This is a genomic window from Bradyrhizobium sp. Mp19, from assembly GCF_029952935.1.
GTDB lineage: Bacteria > Pseudomonadota > Alphaproteobacteria > Rhizobiales > Xanthobacteraceae > Bradyrhizobium > Bradyrhizobium elkanii.
This window is the reverse complement of the sequence record NZ_JASAUT010000072.1, coordinates 1-17,742: the sequence shown is the minus strand read 5'-3', so window position 1 is coordinate 17,742 and position 17,742 is coordinate 1. Positions and strand designations below refer to the sequence as shown.

Sequence of the window (17,742 nt, the reverse complement as noted above, 5' to 3'; positions counted from 1 at the left end):
CGTCGCCTGCGTGACTCCGGTGCGCACAAATGGACAAGAGAGAAATTGAAGAGCTGCGCGACAAGGTTGGCTGCGCAGCCCTGCTGGAGAAGGACGGCTGGAAGGTCGATCTCAAGGAAAGCACCCGGCGCGCGATCAAATTTCGGCGCGACAGCAACATCGTCATCGTCATTCACGAAGGCCGCGGCTGGTTCGATCCCCTGTCGCCGGCGAAAGGGGACGTGTTTTCGCTTGCAGAACACCTCGGCGCCGACGGTTTCGTCGAGGCATGCGACCGCGTTGCGGATATGGTTGGCTTCGTGCCTAGCGCACCTGCGTGGCAGCAGCCGGCAAGGCCCAAAGCCCCCGCGTCCATTGTAGAGCGATGGAGGCATCGCTTCAGGCCGCGCCCCGGCTCACCAGCCTGGCGCTATCTCACCGCCGAGCGCGGGCTGCCGGCGAACATCGTGAAGCACGCAGTCGCTAGCGACCTGTTGCGAGAGGGCCCCCAAGGCAGCATGTGGGCGGCGCATACCGATTCTGCTGGGGCGCTCACAGGCTGGGAGGAGCGTGGACCGGCATGGCGGGGCTTCGCCACGGACGGCGGCAAGGAGCTGTTTCGCTTCGGGTCGGAGGAGTGCGAGCGCATCTGCATCACCGAGGCGGCCATAGATGCCATGAGCCTCGCCGCGATCGAGGTCCTGCGCCCTGACACCCTTTATGTCAGCACCGGCGGCGGTTGGTCGCCTGCGACCGATGACGGCATTCGCGGCCTCGCCAAGCGCGGCAACGCTTGGCTCGTGGCAGCAACCGACAACAATCGGCAAGGCGACATCTACGCCGACCGTGTTCGTGCCATCGCCGCGGATGCAAGTGCGCGGTATGCCCGATTACGGCCGTGCGCCGGCGACTGGAATGAGGATCTAACGGCCTGATGGCTACCTGTTGATGTGGTTCGCAAAGGCGACGCGCAGGCAGCGTGGTGACGCCGCGCCAAGGGCTCCGCATGGGTGGGTCTCTGATCCCTCGGCGGCGAAAAGGCGATCGAACAATGAGGGAGGGAAAATGAAACGGGAATGAGCGCTGCCGCATGACCGGCCGGCGCGTCAAGGGTGAAGCTTCGCCCGCGTGCCGCGGCCCTTGACCCGCCGGACCTTCGATGCGGCCGGCGAGGAGGTGTGATGAAGGACTGAAGTGACGAAGTGATCAGGCGGACCGCTCGCGCTGTCAGTCCGGCCAGGCCAAGAGGAGCCGCCCATGCACACCTCCCCCACTATCCGTAAAGTCTTCGAAGGCGTTGCGACGCGCCATGAGATGCACCGCTTGTTCCACCGCCATCGTGGTGACCCCGCGATGGCCGAAGGTGAAGGCCAGCATCTCTTCGCCGGTGAGTGGTTTGAGATCAACGAGCGGGAGCATGACGACATGCTCGAGATTCTGCCACCGCTGTTCATGCGCGTCGACATGTTCGCGATGCGCGAATTCATGACGGGCAGCATCACCAGCATCTTCTTCGCGCTTGCCATCGACGGAAGGCGGCGCTGGTTCCATGGCTATTGCGATCTTTCCGATCGGTTGTCGCCGGACCGCATGAAGGCGGCGATCATCGAGCGCGAGTCACGGCCCGTGCGCGCGATGACGCGCGACGAGCGGCTCGAGCATATCTGGTCGAGCACGCATGACGATTATCGCGGCTATGCCGGCGAGCGCTGGCCGCTGGCCATGCGCGGCCGCCGCACCGTGCTCGTCTATGCCGGCCAGAGCGGCACAGTCCTGAAGCTGCTCGACGACCTCACCGAGGCAGAGATCGCGGCCAAGCTGCCGGTGCAGTTCCGCCATCTGCCGGAGGCGGCCGCAGCCTAGCCCGACCTCCCCTCCCCGCCCCGCGGCAGTCCGGCCTCGCTCCGGGGTCGCATTTCAGCAACCGGCTAGGTGCCGGCCCACTCATCAACTCCTGCAACGCCGTGACGTCCGTCGCAGCCCGCGCCGGCGGACGGCGGCGCGCGTCCAACTGGAGGACATTTCCCATGGCGCATGACGATCCTTTCACCCTCGACCTCTTCGGCAATACAGCCCTTTCATCCAGCCTCGGCCTTAGCGTCACGGCCTTCGCCAGCGACTTCGGTGGCGACGACGACCATGAGGATGATCCGCCGCCGTCGACGCCGGCCTCGGCAGCGCCGGCGGTCGGATCGGCGCGGCGCTCAGAGTCCGGCCCCCGCAAGCGCGGCGACAATTTCTATCTTTCCGGCGAGCGCGGCCTCGCAAAGGGCTGGAAGCAGCGTGCCCGCGACAGCATTGCCGCAGTTCGGCTCACCGCACAGATCGAGGCCGAGGAGCGCCCCGCGACGGTCGAGGAGCAGCGGCAACTGATCCGCTTTATCGGCTTCGGCGCCTTAGAGCTCGCCAATGGCGTTTTCCGCCGACCGGGCGAAGCCGAGTTTGCGAAGGGCTGGGACGAGATCGGGGCCGACCTGCAGGATGCGGTCGATGAGGCTGACTACGCTTCGCTGGCACGCTGTACGCAATATGCCCATTTCACACCGGAGTTCATCGTCCAGGCGATGTGGGCGGGTTTGCTGCGCCTTGGCTGGTGCGGCGGCCGCGTGCTCGAGCCCGGCATCGGTACTGGTATGTTTCCGGCGCTGATGCCGCAGGTTTTGCGTGAGGTCTCCCACGTCACCGGCGTCGAGCTCGATCCCGTCACGGCGCGCATCGCGCGGCTATTGCAGCCCCGGGCGTGGATCGTCACCGGCGATTTCGCGCGCACCGAGCTGCCAGCGCGGTTCGACCTCGTGATCGGCAATCCGCCCTTCTCCGATCGCACCGTCCGCTCGGACCGCGCGCTGCGCTTGCTCGGTCTGCGGCTCCACGACTATTTCATCGTCAAGGCGATCAAGCTGCTGAAGCCGGGCGGGCTCGCCGCCTTCGTCACATCGCACGGCACGATGGACAAGGCGGATGGCTCGGCGCGCGCGCTGATCGCGAAGCACGCCGATCTCCTCAGTGCCATCCGTCTGCCAGAAGGTAGCTTCCGCGCCGATGCCGGCACCAACGTCGTGGTCGACATCCTGTTTTTCCGGCGGCGCAAGCACGGCGAGCCCGAAGGCGACCTGTCCTGGCTCGACCTGGATGAAGTATGCCCGGCGACCGAGGACGAGGGCGCAATCCGCGTCAACCGCTGGTTCGCGCGCCATCGCCGCCTTGTGCTCGGAGCGCACGCGCTGACCTCCGGCCCGTTCGGCGAGACCTACACCTGTCTGCCGAGTAATGGCGAGGACCTCGCGACCACGCTGGACGATGCGATCAACCTCCTTCCGGTCGCAATCTATAACGGCGAACCGGAGGCGATCGACCCTGACGACGAGCGCGAGGCCGTGTCGGCTAGGTCGGAGAGCTCGGCGAGCCTCACGGCGCGCGAAGGCAGCTATCTCCTCGATAGCCGGAATGGCTTGATGCAGATCCTTAGCGGCCTGCCAGTTGCAGTCACGGTGCGCAAGGGCCGCAGCGCCGCCGGTGTTCCGGAGAAGCACGCTCGGATCATCCAGAAGCTGATCCCGATCCGCGACGCAGTCCGCGAGGTGCTGAAGTGTCAGGAGCTTGACCTTCCATGGAAGGACGCGCAGGTCCGCTTACGCATCGCGTGGTCGAACTTCGTGCGCGCCTTCGGACCGATCAACACGACGATCGTGTCGACGGCGGAGGACGAGACCGGCGAGGTCCGCGAAACGCACCGCAGGCCGAACCTCCAGCCATTCCTGGACGATCCGGACTGCTGGCTGGTGGCCTCGATCGAAGACGACGACCTCGAGTCCGACACGGCGAAGCCGGGTCCGATCTTCACCGAGCGGGTGATCGCTCCGCCGGCGCCGCCCGTCATCACCAGCGCCACCGACGCGCTGGCCGTCGTTCTCAACGAGCGGGGCCTTGTCGACCCCGACCACATCGCGGAGCTCGTGCACCGCGACGCGGACGACGTCATCGCCGAGCTCGGCAGCGCCATCTTCCACGATCCCAGCGGCGGCTCGTGGCAGACCGCCGACGCCTATCTGTCGGGTGCTGTGCGGGACAAGCTGAAGGTTGCGGAAGCGGCGGCTGCGCTCGACCCCGCCTATGCGCGCAACGTGACCGCCCTGCGCGAGGTGTAGCCTGCCGACCTCCGGCCCTCGGACATCACCGCGCGCCTTGGCGCGCCGTGGATTCCCGCCGCCGACATCGTCGCCTTCGTCAAGGAAACGGTGGGCGCGGAGATCAGGATTCACCACATGCCGGAACTGGCGTCGTGGACCGTGGAGGCCCGGCAGCTCGGCTGGATGGCCGCTGGCACGTCGGAATGGGGCACGGAACGGCGGCACGCCGGGCAGCTTCTCTCTGATGCGCTCAACTCCTCCGTCCCGCAGATCTTCGACACCATCAAAGACGGCGACAGCGAACGTCGGGTCCTCAACGTCGTCGACACCGAGGCGGCGAAGGAGAAGCTCTCGAAGATAAAGACCGCCTTTCAGAATTGGATCTGGTCCGATCCGGATCGGACCGACCGGCTGGCGCGGGTCTACAATGATCGCTTCAACAACATTGTGCCGCGCGCCTTCGACGGCTCGCATCTGAAGCTCCCGGGCGCCTCGGGCGCCTTCGTTCTCTACGAACATCAGAAGCGCGGCATCTGGCGCATCATCGCCTCGGGCGCGACCTACCTCGCCCACGCGGTCGGCGCTGGCAAGACGATGACGATGGCGGCCGCCGTCATGGAGCAGCGCCGCCTCGGCCTGATCGCCAAGGCCATGCTTGTCGTTCCCGGCCACTGCCTGGCACAGGCGGCGCGTGAGTTCCTGGCGCTCTATCCCGGTGCCCGCATCCTTGTCGCCGATGAGACCAACTTCACCAAGGACAAGCGGCACCGCTTCCTGTCGCGCGCCGCGACCGCAACGTGGGACGCGATCATCATCACCCATTCGGCCTTCCGCTTCATCGGCGTGCCGTCCGCCTTCGAGCAGCAGATGATCCAGGACGAGCTCCAGCTCTATGAGACGCTGCTCACCAAGGTCGAGAGCGACGACCGCGTCTCGCGCAAGCGCCTCGAGCGGCTGAAGGAGGGATTGAAGGAACGGCTCGAAGCGCTGGCCACTCGCAAGGACGATCTCCTCACCATCTCAGAGATCGGCGTCGATCAGATCATCGTCGACGAGGCGCAGGAGTTTCGCAAGCTATCCTTCGCTACCAACATGTCGACGCTGAAGGGCGTCGATCCGAACGGCTCGCAGCGCGCCTGGGACCTCTATGTAAAGTCGCGCTTTATCGAGACCAAGAACCCTGGGCGGGCACTGGTGCTCGCCTCCGGCACGCCAATCACCAACACGCTTGGCGAGATGTTCTCGGTGCAGCGCTACCTCGGCTACGCGGCGCTCCAGAATCGAGGCCTGCACGAGTTCGACGCTTGGGCCTCGACTTTCGGCGACGTCTCGACGGAGCTCGAGCTCCAGCCGTCCGGCAGGTACAAGCCGGTCACTCGTTTCGCCACCTTCGTGAACGTTCCCGAGCTGATCGCCATGTTCCGGTCCTTCGCCGACGTGGTGATGCCGGAGGACCTGCGGCAGTACGTGAAGATCCCCGCAATCTCGGCGGGCAAGCGCCAGATCCTGACGGCAAAGCCGACGCCGGCGTTCAAGCGCTACCAAACCCTGCTCGACGGGCGGATCAAGGCGATCGAGACGCGGGACCGGCCGCCGGAGCCAGGTGACGACATTTTGCTCTCGGTCATCACCGATGGGCGGCATGCGGCGATTGACCTGCGTCTGGTCGATCCGGACAGCGATAACGAGCCGAACAACAAGCTGAATCTTCTCGTCGGCAACGCCTTCCGCATCTGGAAGGAGACGTCCGACAACAGTTACGTGCGCGCCGACGGCAAGCCGTACGAGCTGCCGGGCGCCGCGCAGATGATCTTCTCCGACCTCGGAACGATCAGCGTCGAGAAGACGCGCGGCTTCTCGGCCTATCGCTGGATCAGAGACGAGCTCGTCCGCATGGGCGTGCCCCCGTCCGAGATCGCCTTCATGCAGGACTTTAGGAAGTCCGAGGCCAAGCAGCGTCTGTTCGGTGACATACGCGCCGGAAAGGTCCGCGTCCTGATCGGCTCCTCCGACACGATGGGCACCGGTGTCAATGCGCAGCTTCGCCTGAAGGCCCTCCATCACCTCGACGTGCCGTGGCTGCCGTCGCAGATCGCGCAGCGCGAGGGTCGGATCGAGCGCCAGGGCAACCAGCACGACGTGATCGACATCTTCGCCTATGCCACCGAGGGCTCGCTCGACGCAAGCATGTGGCAGAACAACGAGCGCAAGGCTCGCTTCATCGCCGCGGCGCTCTCCGGCGACACGTCGATCCGTCGGCTTGAGGACCTCGGCGAAGGCCAGGCCAACCAGTTCGCGATGGCCAAGGCGATCGCGAGCGGCGACCAACGGCTGATGCTAAAGGCTGGGCTCGAAGCCGACATCGCCCGGCTCGAGCGTCTGCGCGCGGCGCATATCGACGACCAGCACGCCGTCCGTCGGCAGATCCGCGATGCGGAACGCGACGTCGAGTTCTGCACGCGGCGGATCGCGGAGGTCGGCAAGGATATCGAGCGCCTTGTTCCGACCGTTGGCGATGCCTTCGCCGCGATCGTGGCCGGCACGCGCTATGTCGAGCGCAAGGAGGCCGGCCGCGCCCTGATGAAAGAAATCCTGACCCTCGTCCAGCTCCAGCGGGACGGCGCAACCATCATCGCCACGATCGGCGGGTTCGACCTCGAGTACTCCGGCGAGCGTTACGGCCATGACGGCTATCGCTACGGCAGCTTGCTGATCCGCACCGGGGAAGCACATGAAATTGAGTTGCCCCTGACAGTGACGCCGCTCGGCGCAATCTCCCGTCTCGAGCACGCGCTCGACGATTTCGAGGGCGAGCGGGAGCGCTGTCGCCGGCGTGTCGCCGACGTACATCGCCGGCTCGCCTCGTACTGGTCGCGCGAGGACAGCGAATTCCTATTCGCAGCCGATCTCGCCGAGAAGCGCAGGCAGTTGGCGGAGGTGGAGAAAGCCCTTGCGACGGATGTGGAGGGCGCGGGCGAGAGCGCAATTGCAGCGTGAAGAGGGAGGAAGGGAAGGCCTGCTCGCAGATCGGCCAGGCCGGCAGCGCTGACGCTCAACCGCCGCCTGCGCGATCCCAGCCCGTCGTCCTTCGCAGGGCTGTTAGCCCTGCTCGTCCGGCCTGGCAGGGATGCTCGGCCGCAGTTGTGCCGGCCCGACCGCTCCGCGGGGCCCGGGGGTGTCTTCGGGAAGAAGACGAGGAAGGGCCCGCAAGCCGCGGTCCGCGAACCCGAACAGGAGAATCTCATGCATCTCATCAAGATTGATCCGCGTGCGCTGAACGAAAATCCCGACCGCATGCGCCAGACGAAATCGACGCCGCAGGCGGACGCCCTGCTGCTCGCGACGATCAAGGCGGTTGGCATCGTCCAGCCGCCGGTCATCACGCCCGAGACCGGCGGCGGCAACGGCTATGTCATCAATGCCGGTCATCGCCGCGTGAAGCAGGCCATCGCCGCCGGCCTTGAGGAGATCGACGTCCTCGTCGACGAGGCGGCGAACGACAACGGCGCCATGCGCTCGATGATCGAGAACATCGCCCGCGAGGCGCTCAATCCCGTCGACCAGTGGCGTGCGATCGAACGCCTCGTCGCGCTCGGTTGGACCGAGGAGGCGATCGGTGTCGCTCTCAGCCTGGCAGTCCGGCAGATCAGGAAGCTCCGCCTGCTCACAAACGTGCTGCCTGCCATGCTCGACCACATGGCCAAGGGCGACATGCCCGACGAGCGCCAGCTCCGCACCATCGCCTCGGCGTCGCTCGATGAGCAGAAGGAGGTTTGGAAGAAGCACAAGCCCTCCAAGGCCGATCCGCAGGTTTCGTGGGGGAGCGTGGCGCAGGCACTGACCAAGGCCCGCATGTACGCAAGTCACGCCAGCTTCGGCGACGACCTCGCCCAGGCCTACGGCATCCAGTGGGTCGAGGACCTGTTCGCGCCGGCGGATGAGGACAGCGGCTACACCACGGATGTCGAGGCGTTCCTTGGCGCACAGCAGGAATGGATGACGAACAACCTGCCGAAGCGCGGCATCATCGCCGAGACGACGAGCTGGGGCGAGGTCAAGCTGCCGCCAAAGGCGGAGCGCGTCTACGGCAAGCCGTCGAAGTCGGATTGCACGGCGATGTATCTCGACCGTGACGGCCGGGTGCAGAGCGTGCATTACCGCATGCCTGCGGCGAAGAAGTCGAAGGACAAGGGCGCGCCGGCCGGCGCTGACGCTGCCGACGAGAGCACAGCGGTCTCGAAGCCGCGTCCCGACGTGACGCGCAAGCTCGTCGAGATCATCGGCGACTTCCGAACCGACGCCCTCCACGAGGCGTTGGCACGCGCGCCCGTCGAGGACGATGCGCTGATGGCGCTGCTGATCCTCGCGTTCGCGGGCCAGAACGTCTCGGTCGATTCCGGTAGCGGCGGCACCTATTACGGCAACCGCCGCATTGCGCGCCATGCCGCAACGCTGTTCGATCAAGAGGGCAAGCTCGTCCTCGACATGGACACGCTGCGCGTCGCAGCGCGCTCGATCCTCGTTGAGGTTCTCTCGTGCCGCGAAAACCGCACCGACAGCGGCATCGTTGCGCGCGTCGCCGGCGAGGTGGTCGGCGCGGACAACTTCCTGCCGAACATGGGCACCGACGACTTCCTGTCGTGCCTGTCGCGCGCCGCGCTCGAAGGCTCGTGCAAGGACGCGTCTGTTCTCCCGCGCCAGAAGGTGAAGGACACCCGCGCCGCCTTGGTCGAGCACTTCAAGGAAAGCCGCTTCGTCCATCCGGCAGCGCTGTTCGCTCCGGACAAGGTCGCCCTATTGGCCTGGATGGCGAAGAACGTCGTCACTGCCGCCGACGAGGCCGACGATCAGGTCGAGGACCCGGACGCCGGCGAGGAGGATGGCGGCGAAGCCTCGGACGTCGAGGCCTTTCGTGAGGCGGCTGAATAGCAAGCCCGCCATCGACAATCCGAATGACACCCCGCCGCCGGCCCACCCGGCGGCGGCTTCGTTTCCAACACCCACGAACAAGGAGGACGTCCATGTCCGCGCAGTTGATCTACGACCTCATCCCGCTCGGAGCGATCATACGGTTTTCCGACGGCACGCCACGGCCACCGGACCGGCACCGCAAGAAGCTCGCGGCCTGGGAACACCGCAACAGCGGCGGACGGCTGATCCGCAAGCAGGCAGAACGCCGCGTCGGCAACACCGTCATCGGCGCCACCATAACACTGCACGTCGGCGACTATGGTGGCGGCGGTGTTGTGGTGCTTCGCGTCCACCGGACCTTATCGGTGGACAGCGACCTGAGATTCGTCGTGACCGAACGCCCGAGGGTCGGTGCGGTCCGCGTGCTCAGCCGACCCGGCGGGGACGCCGAACTCGTCTATCTCGCCAGCAGCCGCGCCGACGCCGAATGCTGGCTACAGAGCCACGGCTATCCGGATGCGGTCCTCGACGAGGTGACAGCCGATGCGCCGGCAGCCGACGACATGGAGGGGAGGACGGCCGCATGACGACGCCCTCACCCCTCACCGCCGTGACGGACCCGAATTCTGGATTTCCGAGGTCGAGTTTGGCCGCAGTGGCGACGGCTATCTCGTCGCTCGTGTCGGCGACACGGCCTTCGCCATGCTGCCGGGACGCGATGCCCGCCATTATCTCGCGACCGGCTGGCGCATCAACCGGCCGATTGCCGAATGGAAGCGCTCCGACTTCTACGGCCATTCCGGCGGGCTCGCGGACGAGGCGGCCTTCCGGACGAAGGTCATTGAGAACGCCGAGCATCAGCGCGAAAAGCGCGCGCTCGGCCGTCGCGATACCGGCTCCAATGCGAACACGCCATGGGGGCCGTCGCAGGGCGCAACCGTCTATGCGGAAGGCGTTATCTGCCATTCAACGGCGGGCCACGGCGGCTTTCATCTCTCGGCCGAGCGCAACTGCAAGGTCAATCCTGTACTGCGTGCGCCGGGCGGCTGGTACGAGGAAGACGAGGCCTGGGCGATCGTGGCGATCGCCTACCCGCATCTGTTCACCGGCCACGAGCGGCGCTGCGCCGAACGCACCATCAAGGATAGTTGGCCCGATGCGTGGGAGGCAATTTTCGGGATCGTGCTGCAGCCTGGCGAATCCCGTGAGAGGGATCGGCGCGCCTTCGAGAAGGAGCACGCCGACAACTGGATCGTCGTGTCAGCGATCACGTCGGATCAGCAGCTGGGATTTATTGAAGTCGTCGCCACGCCGGGCGGCAGACGCGGCGCGGGCACTGAGGAGCGACGTTTCCTCGTCCCGTCCGACGAGTACCGGACCGGCCGCTTCGGCTTCGTCGTCGATGAGACCCGCCACCCGGTCTATTCCGGTCCATCGAGCTTCATCGGTTGGCAGGAAGGACGTCGCCATGAAGGCTTCCTCCGAACGCCTCGCCCAACTTTCGCGCATGGAGGAGGCGCGTCGCCAGACGCAGCGCCAGCTCGACATGATCGATCGGCAGATCATCCGCCGCATGACGACGCTGATCCCGCAGCTTGGCGGCAAGCGGTCCGGATACCGTCGCGGCAAGCCGCCTGACCCGAGCGCTTTCCTCGAACGCTATCGCTCAAACCTTGCGGCGATCACCGCAGAGCGCCAGCCGGAGATCGATGCGCTCTCGCGCAAGCTCGCCCGGCAGGATGCCGCGATCGAGATGCTGCGGGCCCGATGCGCGCCGGAGTCTCGACCCGCTCGTGGCGACCCGGAGCACGCATATCGCGAGGACAAATGTCGCAGTCCGGCCGGCTGTCGTCGGGGGAAGCGGCACCGCGCTGCGGCCTAGCGAGGCCGAAGCTGACCTTGCGGCTCGCTCAGGCGAACGTCTTGAGCACGGCGCGAAGTTTGCGATCTGCTGGGTCGAACCTTTCCGCATTCGCCAACCCGGCCCGTACCCTGGCGGCCCTCCCCTCGGGTTTGCTGCGGTCTGCGCCGCCGGCGGTCCGCTTCAAGGCCAAGTCGCAAGCGACCAGGAACCGCCGATCTCGGCAAGGCCCGGCCGCGTTCGGAGCAGGGCTCCAGCAAGCTGAGCCCTGCTTGTCCGCAGCCGGGCCTCGCTCGCCTGGCGGTCCCCGGACCTTGAAGCGGCCCTCATCCCGGCGGCGCTGGGCGACCGCACCCGAAGGGAGGTCCGGCAGGGGCCGGATCGAACCTGACGGCGAAACCAGATAAGGAATTCACCATGACCAAACCTGCTCGTTCCTCTCGCGCCAGCGCCCGCGTCATCCCGCTTCGCAAGGGCACCACCCTCGAAATGGTCCGGCTCGCCTGTCCAGACTCCGCACAGGCACAGCGCATCTCCGAAAGCTTCGGCTTTGCGATCCAGGACAGCGACGGCATCCGCGATCTGCATGAGCGGCTCATCATCGAAACCGCCGACGCGCTCAGGGACGGCCTGAGTGAACGCGCAATGCAGATTCACCTTCAACGGATCGTCGGCGCTTACGTCGGCTCCGCGCACGGTGCTGGCCAGTTCTACACCCGCGCAGTCACTGAAGCGCGAGATGCGACCGCCAAGCTCGCCAACGACGGCCGCGATGAGGACCTCGATGGTCCGGTCGGCTTCGATAGCCAGGCACAGCGCAAGCGTGAGTTCGCCGCCGACATGGGAGTGCAGTCTCACGCGCTTCGCATGGCCGCCGAGGGTGCCGTCGCCGCCTACGAAAAAGTCGTCGGCGAGACCTGGAAGCCTTTCGAGCGTCCCGTCGATAACACGACCGACACCGTCGGGCGGAAGGCGGCCAAGGCGCAAATGTCGGCGTTCGACTAACCGTCAGCGCGGGGCCTCGGCCCCGCGCCTCTTCCACTGCAGCCACCTCGCGGGCCGGTCTGCCAGACCGGCCCATCTTCGTGTCGCCGCTGCAACAAAGGGCGCCTCCCCCCTACGCGCCATCGTCGGCTCCTACCGGTCCGTGGTCCTGTGCCGGACCCTATGCCCGCGCAACGGCTTCGCCGTCCTTCGCGTTGCTTCGGCCCTGCGGGTGCGCGGACCTTGGGCTCGGCAGTGGCGGACCCCGTGAGGAGCCGCGATTGGCGCGGCCTCCCGAACGGAGGTCATTATAATGAACAGGAACGGAGAAAAGGCGCGAGGCGACCTGTACGCCCGCATCACGGACCGCATTGTCGCCGAGCTCGAACGCGGCGTGCGTCCCTGGGTTCAACCTTGGGCCACCGCGAATACGGCAGGCCACATCACGCGACCGCTGCGACACAACGGCCAGCCCTATACGGGCATCAACGTCGTGCTGCTTTGGTCAGAAGCCGTCGCGCGCGGCTTCCGCTCTCCGATCTGGATGACGTTCAAGCAGGCCAGCGAGCTCGGCGCGCATGTCCGCAAAGGCGAGACCGGCAGCACTGTGGTCTATGCGAGCCGCTTCACCAAGACAGACACCGACGCTCACGGCGACGAAGTCGAAAGAGATATCCCCTTCCTCAAAGCCTATACCGTCTTTTGCGTCGACCAAATCGATGGCTTGCCCGAGCATTATTACGGTCGGCCGGCCGCTGTCTCATCAACGATCGAGCGTAACGCGAGCGCCGACGCTTTCTTTGCCAATACCGGCGCGATTGTTCGGCATGGCGGCTCGATGGCGTTTTACGCGCCCTCGTCCGATCACATTCAGATGCCGACGATCGAGAGCTTTCGCGATACCGCCTCCTATGTCGCCGTCAGAGCCCATGAGACCGTGCACTGGACCGCTCCCGCTCACCGCGTCAATCGCGATCTCAGCCGTTACAGCAGGGATCGGAGCGAACGCGCACGCGAAGAGTTGATTGCCGAACTCGGGAGCTGTTTCCTCTGCGCGGATCTCGGGATCTCTCCTGAACTCGAACCGCGACCTGACCATGCCAGCTACCTCGCATCGTGGTTGGAAGTTTTGTCGAGTGAGAAGCGCTTTATCTTCTCGGCAGCCGCGCATGCGCAACGCGCCGTCGCCTATCTGCACGACCAGCAGCCGAAGGCCGCAGAGGTCGAGGAGGCAGCATGATGAGCCAACGTGATTAGCGTCGGCGCTTGCCGGCCCTTAGCGATCTGGTGGTTCAGTGACATGCGGCCCTTCTTGGCCGCTGGAGGGCCAACGTCCCTTCATTCCTCGCGCTGCGCGACCTGATTGTCGCCTTGCGTGCCGTTCCTTCGAGGAGGACGACGCACTGACTTTGCACAGGTCGTCGCTGTGCCGAGCAAATCTCGTTCGCGGCCTACGGATTCACTTTCGGGCCGCGAGGCTCGCTTGACGGCAGAGCAGCGCGCCTACCCATTTCGAGCTTCGACCCGCAAGCCTGAGGAATTGAGAGATGTGTGCGGTGAGCGATGATCGGGGCGTTTCGCAGGTCAAGGTTTCGACGGTCGACATTGTCGTGTTTCTCGGCCGTTTCTTCTGGCGCACCCACGTCGTCCTCGATTGGCATGTCTGACCGAAGGGCGTCGTCGCTTCAGCTCCGCCTCGCTCTTAACCTCGCAACAGCCGGTTACGACTTTCTTCCCCTGGCCGCTGCGCGCCCATTCCTCGCGCAAGCCAAGAAAGTCGTGCCCTGGCTGCCCTCTACTGCGTGCCGGCCCCTTCGGGGTGTGGGTCGATCGCCTCCGGTCTGTCGCCAGCCATCGAGGCCGCGATGGGCGGCCCGGGAAACGGAAAGGACACGACAATGGCGACCATCGGCACCTTCACCTCGACCGGCAACGGCTTCTCCGGCACGGTTCGCACCCTCGCTCTCAATGCCAAAGCCAAGCTGGTTCGGGTCGAGAATCCCTCCGACAAGGGACCGCACTTCCGCATTTTCGCCGGCAATGTCGAGCTGGGAGCGGCTTGGCAGAAGACCGCCAGGGACACCGAGCGCGATTACCTCTCGGTCAAGCTGGACGATCCGAGCTTCCCGGCTCCGATCTATGCCGCCCTGACCGAGGTGGAGGGCCAGGACGGCCTACAGCTCATCTGGTCCCGCCCGAATCGGGATTGAGGGGCCACGGCAACGGCCCCGCCGAAAGGCGGGGCCATTTGCCCGCTGTCACAGCCTCGGCTCACGGAGCCGTGATAGTCTCTGGTGCATGTCATTCAAATGTATTACATCTAGCTACGAATAAAGGAGGTCGCTATGGCTTCGAATGCCTTGGTCCAAACCCGCATCGATGCGGACGTGAAGGAAAAGGCCACTGCGGTTCTGGAAAATATGGGTCTCACGGTATCCGACGCCGTGCGGATCCTGCTGACGCGCACGGCCAATGAAGGGATGCTTCCGCTGGAGCTCGTGAGCAACAGCCAAGCTTACGATAGCTGGTTTCGTGAGAAGGTGCGCCAGGCGTTGGCCGACACGCGGCCTGATATTGATGATTCCGAGGTCGAAGCGCATTTCGCTCAACGTCGTGCCGCTGCGCTTCGAAAGGCACCGGAGCAGGAACGGTGAAACTCGTCTGGTCGCGCTTCGCGTTGTCCGATCGCGACGGCATTTTCAGCTACATCGAGGCCGAGAATCCCCGCGCCGCGGTTCTTGTTGATGAACAGATTGCCGATGCCGCGCGGCGCCTGCTCGACTTTCCTGACAGTGGCCGGCCCGGGCGCGTCGCCGGCACGCGCGAGTTGGTCATCCCGCGCACACCTTATGTCGCGGCGTACCTTGTCGACGGTCAGACTGTTCGCATCTTGCGCGTGCTCCATGGCGCGCAGATGTGGCCCGACGAACTTACCAACGACGATTGAGGCGGCTCCGTACAGTACCGTGCGACCAGCTGGACGGGCAAGTTTCGATTTATTGCCTATACCGTAGGTTGGCTACGATAAGTACGATCAAACTAAATCTTCAAGCCTTCGTCTCGCGTGCGAGCCGGACGAATAAAAGCCTTGGTCAGCGACTCGAGCGTGACCGGAGTTTTCGTCACACCCTCGGGCGCTGGAAACGGCCGCTGCGCTGAATTTCAACCGCGCGGCATTTTTGTTGGTGCCTTTTTCATCTGGACGAGACGGCCTTTCTGCCGAGCGTTCACAGCACGGACTTTCGCCTCTACAGGACGCCCCACGCCCGGTAGCGTCCCCGCCCGGTCGCCTCGCGCAGGCCGAGCTCGGCGACCAAGTTTTGGGCAGCACGGGGAGTGATCCCGAGTTCCGCCGCGATCATGCCCGCCGAGACGATCGGCCTCGTCAGCACGTAGTCGAGGAGAGCCGGCAGTTTTGAAGTGGCGCGACGGCCGGCGAGTTTTCGGGCGAGCAGGTTTCTGGTCATCAGCCAGCGGTCGTGATCCTTGCGGCCAGACTCGGCGGCGGCCGTCATGGCCTCGAGTTGCACGACCAAACGCGCGGCGGCGTCGCGTGGCCGTCGGCGCTCACGCGGAATGCTTTTCAGCCCAGCATGCAGGCACGGCAGATGCGATCGCGTTTTGCCGCGGTCCCTCAACAATGCTGCGGCGAGCAGGCGGCCGAGCCAAGGCGTGTGCTCGAGCGGTTCGATCTCACCCCAGGCGTCGGCGGCAATCGCCCCCGCCAGGGTCGGCGGCAAGCCGCGAGTCTGGTCGACCACATCGCGCCAGTGATCGAGGCGTTCCTCCTCATCCCAGTCGGGATCGTAGATGAGAGAATCCCGCTCCGGCCGAATCCGAGTCTCGTCGGCAAGCCTGCGCTCCGCCCTGGCGTTCGCTGCGTCGACCGCGTCGAAAGCGGCGGCCAGATGGGGATCGGCCTCGAGGACGCCGAGGGGCAATTCGAGACCCACCTCCTCCCGCTCGGAGGCCTCGTCGATCTCAAAACCTCCCTCACCTTCCTTCCGGTTGCTCGTCTCCTGCTCTCGCTCGCCCCGCCCGCGGAGGCTTGAGAGCCCCGGAGCCGACAGCGCCCATTCGGGCTTCGCCTCGGCGATGCGCCGACGGGCGCGCAGCACGGCGTGGGCGCGAGTCAGCTCATGGGTGGGAGCGCGAACGTCCATGCCGGCGTCGTGGAGCACAAGGTCATCGAGGTGGACAAGTTCGCCGTCCAGCCACAAACTGGCGCAGGCATCGGTGAAGTGTGTCCGGCTGATTGCGCCGTCGCGGATTGGGCTTTTGGCCAGCCGTTCGTCGAGGCGAGCTACGGCATCCTCTGCGGCAGCGAGCGGGCCGGCGAGCTGGGCCCAGGGAAGCGGATCGGGGATTTTGTAGGTGGGCAGCAAGGTCCTGATAACCTTAATGGGAACCAGTGAAACGGAAGCTAACATAGCTTTCGCTTCCGTCATAGCGATGTAGGTTCCGGACCGTCCAGAATTGAATTTCGGGTCGCAAATCAACAAATTCTGGCGACCTCAAGCAACGTTAGTCGCCGGTCGGCGCCAAACAGCCGAGAAGATGCGCCGCCGGTCAGCTCCCTCCCCTCTTCCGGACGCCGTCCGCGCTCAGATGTCCTCGTCGGCCAAGTCGACTGTTGTCACGCCTATCGGGCTGGCTTTCCAGCGCAGGTTCGGTGGCCTCGCCGCGAATCAATGTTCATTACTTCTGCCACGCTCAGGCTCGCTTCGAAAGTAGCGCTTGTCAGGCCGCCTCGATATCGGTCTGCGGAAAATCGGCGCCCTTGAACATCAACGGTTCGCCAAGATATCGGGCGCAGGCGTAGGCGAAACAGTCCCCGAAATTGAGCCGCGCCGGGTGTCGGCCCTTGCCGAAGCGGTCGAAGGCGTCGAGCGCGGGCTGTTTCGAGCGCCACGTTCACCATCTTGATTTCGATCCGCGCGAGATAACTCTCGACCGCTTCGGCCGCCGCGGCGATCGGCAGATCGAGCTCGCGGGCCGATGGCAATCGCCGCCTCCCAGACGGCCAGCGGAAAGTCAGCCGGGCTGTGCTTTGCTGCACGCGCGCCAGCAACTCGCGCGCCTCGTCTTCGTGGGTCAGCATCGCAGTGAGCGCCGAAGCGTCAATGAACATCAGGAATCCTCGTACAGGCTGTCGCGGAACGCCTTGCCAGCAGGCTTGCCGCTCTCGGATTGCCCCTGGCCCGGAAGTCGCGACAAAACTGTACGCCCAGGTCGACCAAGGTAGGCTTTCCCTGCTCACGCTCCAGCTCATGGGCAAGCGCCGTATGCACAGCCTCGGTGAGGCCGATCTTCTTGAGCGCCGCGACCCTGCGTGCCAGCGCGTCGGTCTCGGGATTCTTAATATGGAAAGCCATTGGGCGCTCCTCTATCCGCCGCCGTGTATCCTTACATATTGTAGGGCAACCCCAATTGCTCGCCATGGCCTCCTCACGGCGGCTAGCGGCATTCTGATGGTTAACGCCGGTCGGACCAGTACGCTCAACAGACTGGTCGGAATTGCTGATCGCTCTATGCTGCGTTCAGCCCCGCGGTACGGCGTCAAGGCCGTGCGACCTTGAGGCTCAGAATTTCCTCAGCTTGTTGACCGCGGTCAACTTTCGATGGTCGGGGGCGCAACGGTGGCGTGTAGGTGCAATAATACCGAAATACCGGAGACGGTGATTCCTGCACTGCATGAGCTGCTACCTCTCCGCGTCGCATTAGGAGGGACAAGTTCGACTTTCTACACCCCGGGAAAAGTTGACCGCGGTCAACTTCCGATGCATTGCATTACGCGATCCTCGCATGACGTACTGGTACAACATTGCCGCGCCATCCACGCGGCAGTGAGCAAGTGAGCCGGGGCCAACTCGACCT

General features: G+C 65.1%; 13 protein-coding genes and 2 pseudogenes. 12 read left to right on the top strand and 3 right to left on the bottom strand.

Translation table 11 applies throughout. The annotated features are described in order from the left end of the window. Positions 1–29 precede the first annotated feature (29 nt). The 12 genes and pseudogenes from QJT82_RS39980 (at position 30) to QJT82_RS39925 (ending at position 14,812) form a co-directional block, all read left to right on the top strand. Positions 30–914 (top strand): DUF3991 and toprim domain-containing protein, encoded by an 885-nt coding sequence (locus tag QJT82_RS39980; protein WP_038388354.1) that lies wholly within the window; start codon positions 30–32, stop codon positions 912–914. Positions 915–1,236: 322 nt separating this feature from the next. Beyond that, the gene (locus tag QJT82_RS39975) at positions 1,237–1,842 is read left to right on the top strand and encodes a DUF1419 domain-containing protein (RefSeq protein WP_038376369.1); all 606 of its coding nucleotides are present in this window, start codon (positions 1,237–1,239) and stop codon (positions 1,840–1,842) included. A 164-nt stretch (positions 1,843–2,006) separates the two neighbouring features. Further along, positions 2,007–7,106, top strand: a pseudogene (locus QJT82_RS39970) (N-6 DNA methylase). 246 nt (positions 7,107–7,352) lie between these two features. Next, entirely contained in the window at positions 7,353–9,038 is a 1,686-nt protein-coding gene (locus QJT82_RS39965) for a ParB/RepB/Spo0J family partition protein (RefSeq protein ID WP_016846634.1), read from the top strand. Positions 9,039–9,130: 92 nt separating this feature from the next. Then, positions 9,131–9,607: a hypothetical protein gene (locus tag QJT82_RS39960; RefSeq protein WP_016846633.1), complete on the top strand. Its 477-nt coding sequence runs from the start codon at positions 9,131–9,133 to the stop codon at positions 9,605–9,607. Then, positions 9,604–10,475: pseudogene (locus QJT82_RS39955) on the top strand (hypothetical protein); the annotation flags it as partial. The gene QJT82_RS39960 and the pseudogene QJT82_RS39955, both read left to right, overlap by 4 nt. Positions 10,476–10,488: 13 nt before the next feature. Then, positions 10,489–10,902, top strand: coding sequence for a hypothetical protein (locus tag QJT82_RS39950; protein ID WP_077231032.1), 414 nt, complete (start codon positions 10,489–10,491; stop codon positions 10,900–10,902). Positions 10,903–11,298: 396 nt separating this feature from the next. Continuing rightward, positions 11,299–11,886 (top strand): hypothetical protein, encoded by a 588-nt coding sequence (locus QJT82_RS39945; RefSeq protein ID WP_016846631.1) that lies wholly within the window; start codon positions 11,299–11,301, stop codon positions 11,884–11,886. Between the two features lie 292 nt (positions 11,887–12,178). Then, the gene (locus tag QJT82_RS39940; RefSeq protein WP_016846630.1) at positions 12,179–13,105 is read left to right on the top strand and encodes a zincin-like metallopeptidase domain-containing protein; all 927 of its coding nucleotides are present in this window, start codon (positions 12,179–12,181) and stop codon (positions 13,103–13,105) included. A gap of 658 nt (positions 13,106–13,763) precedes the next feature. Then, entirely contained in the window at positions 13,764–14,075 is a 312-nt protein-coding gene (locus QJT82_RS39935; protein WP_038376366.1) for a DUF736 domain-containing protein, read from the top strand. A 135-nt stretch (positions 14,076–14,210) separates the two neighbouring features. Next, entirely contained in the window at positions 14,211–14,519 is a 309-nt protein-coding gene (locus tag QJT82_RS39930; protein ID WP_016846627.1) for a type II toxin-antitoxin system RelB/DinJ family antitoxin, read from the top strand. Beyond that, complete coding sequence (locus tag QJT82_RS39925; RefSeq protein WP_016846626.1) at positions 14,516–14,812, top strand: type II toxin-antitoxin system mRNA interferase toxin, RelE/StbE family; 297 nt, start codon at positions 14,516–14,518, stop codon at positions 14,810–14,812. Before QJT82_RS39930 ends, QJT82_RS39925 begins: the two co-directional genes overlap by 4 nt. 301 nt (positions 14,813–15,113) lie before the next feature. Here the strand turns inward: QJT82_RS39925 and QJT82_RS39920 are convergent, their stop codons facing one another. The 3 genes from QJT82_RS39920 to QJT82_RS39910 form a co-directional block, all read right to left on the bottom strand. Beyond that, positions 15,114–16,295 carry an RHE_PE00001 family protein gene (locus QJT82_RS39920; RefSeq protein ID WP_038376365.1) on the bottom strand — a complete coding sequence of 394 codons (1,182 nt, stop codon included), beginning with the start codon at positions 16,293–16,295 and terminating at the stop codon, positions 15,114–15,116. A gap of 212 nt (positions 16,296–16,507) precedes the next feature. Further along, positions 16,508–16,996: a hypothetical protein gene (locus QJT82_RS39915; RefSeq protein ID WP_276325884.1), complete on the bottom strand. Its 489-nt coding sequence runs from the start codon at positions 16,994–16,996 to the stop codon at positions 16,508–16,510. Beyond that, positions 16,986–17,240 carry a type II toxin-antitoxin system VapB family antitoxin gene (locus QJT82_RS39910; protein ID WP_244435971.1) on the bottom strand — a complete coding sequence of 85 codons (255 nt, stop codon included), beginning with the start codon at positions 17,238–17,240 and terminating at the stop codon, positions 16,986–16,988. The genes QJT82_RS39915 and QJT82_RS39910 overlap by 11 nt, the downstream gene beginning before the upstream one ends. Positions 17,241–17,742: the final 502 nt, after the last annotated feature.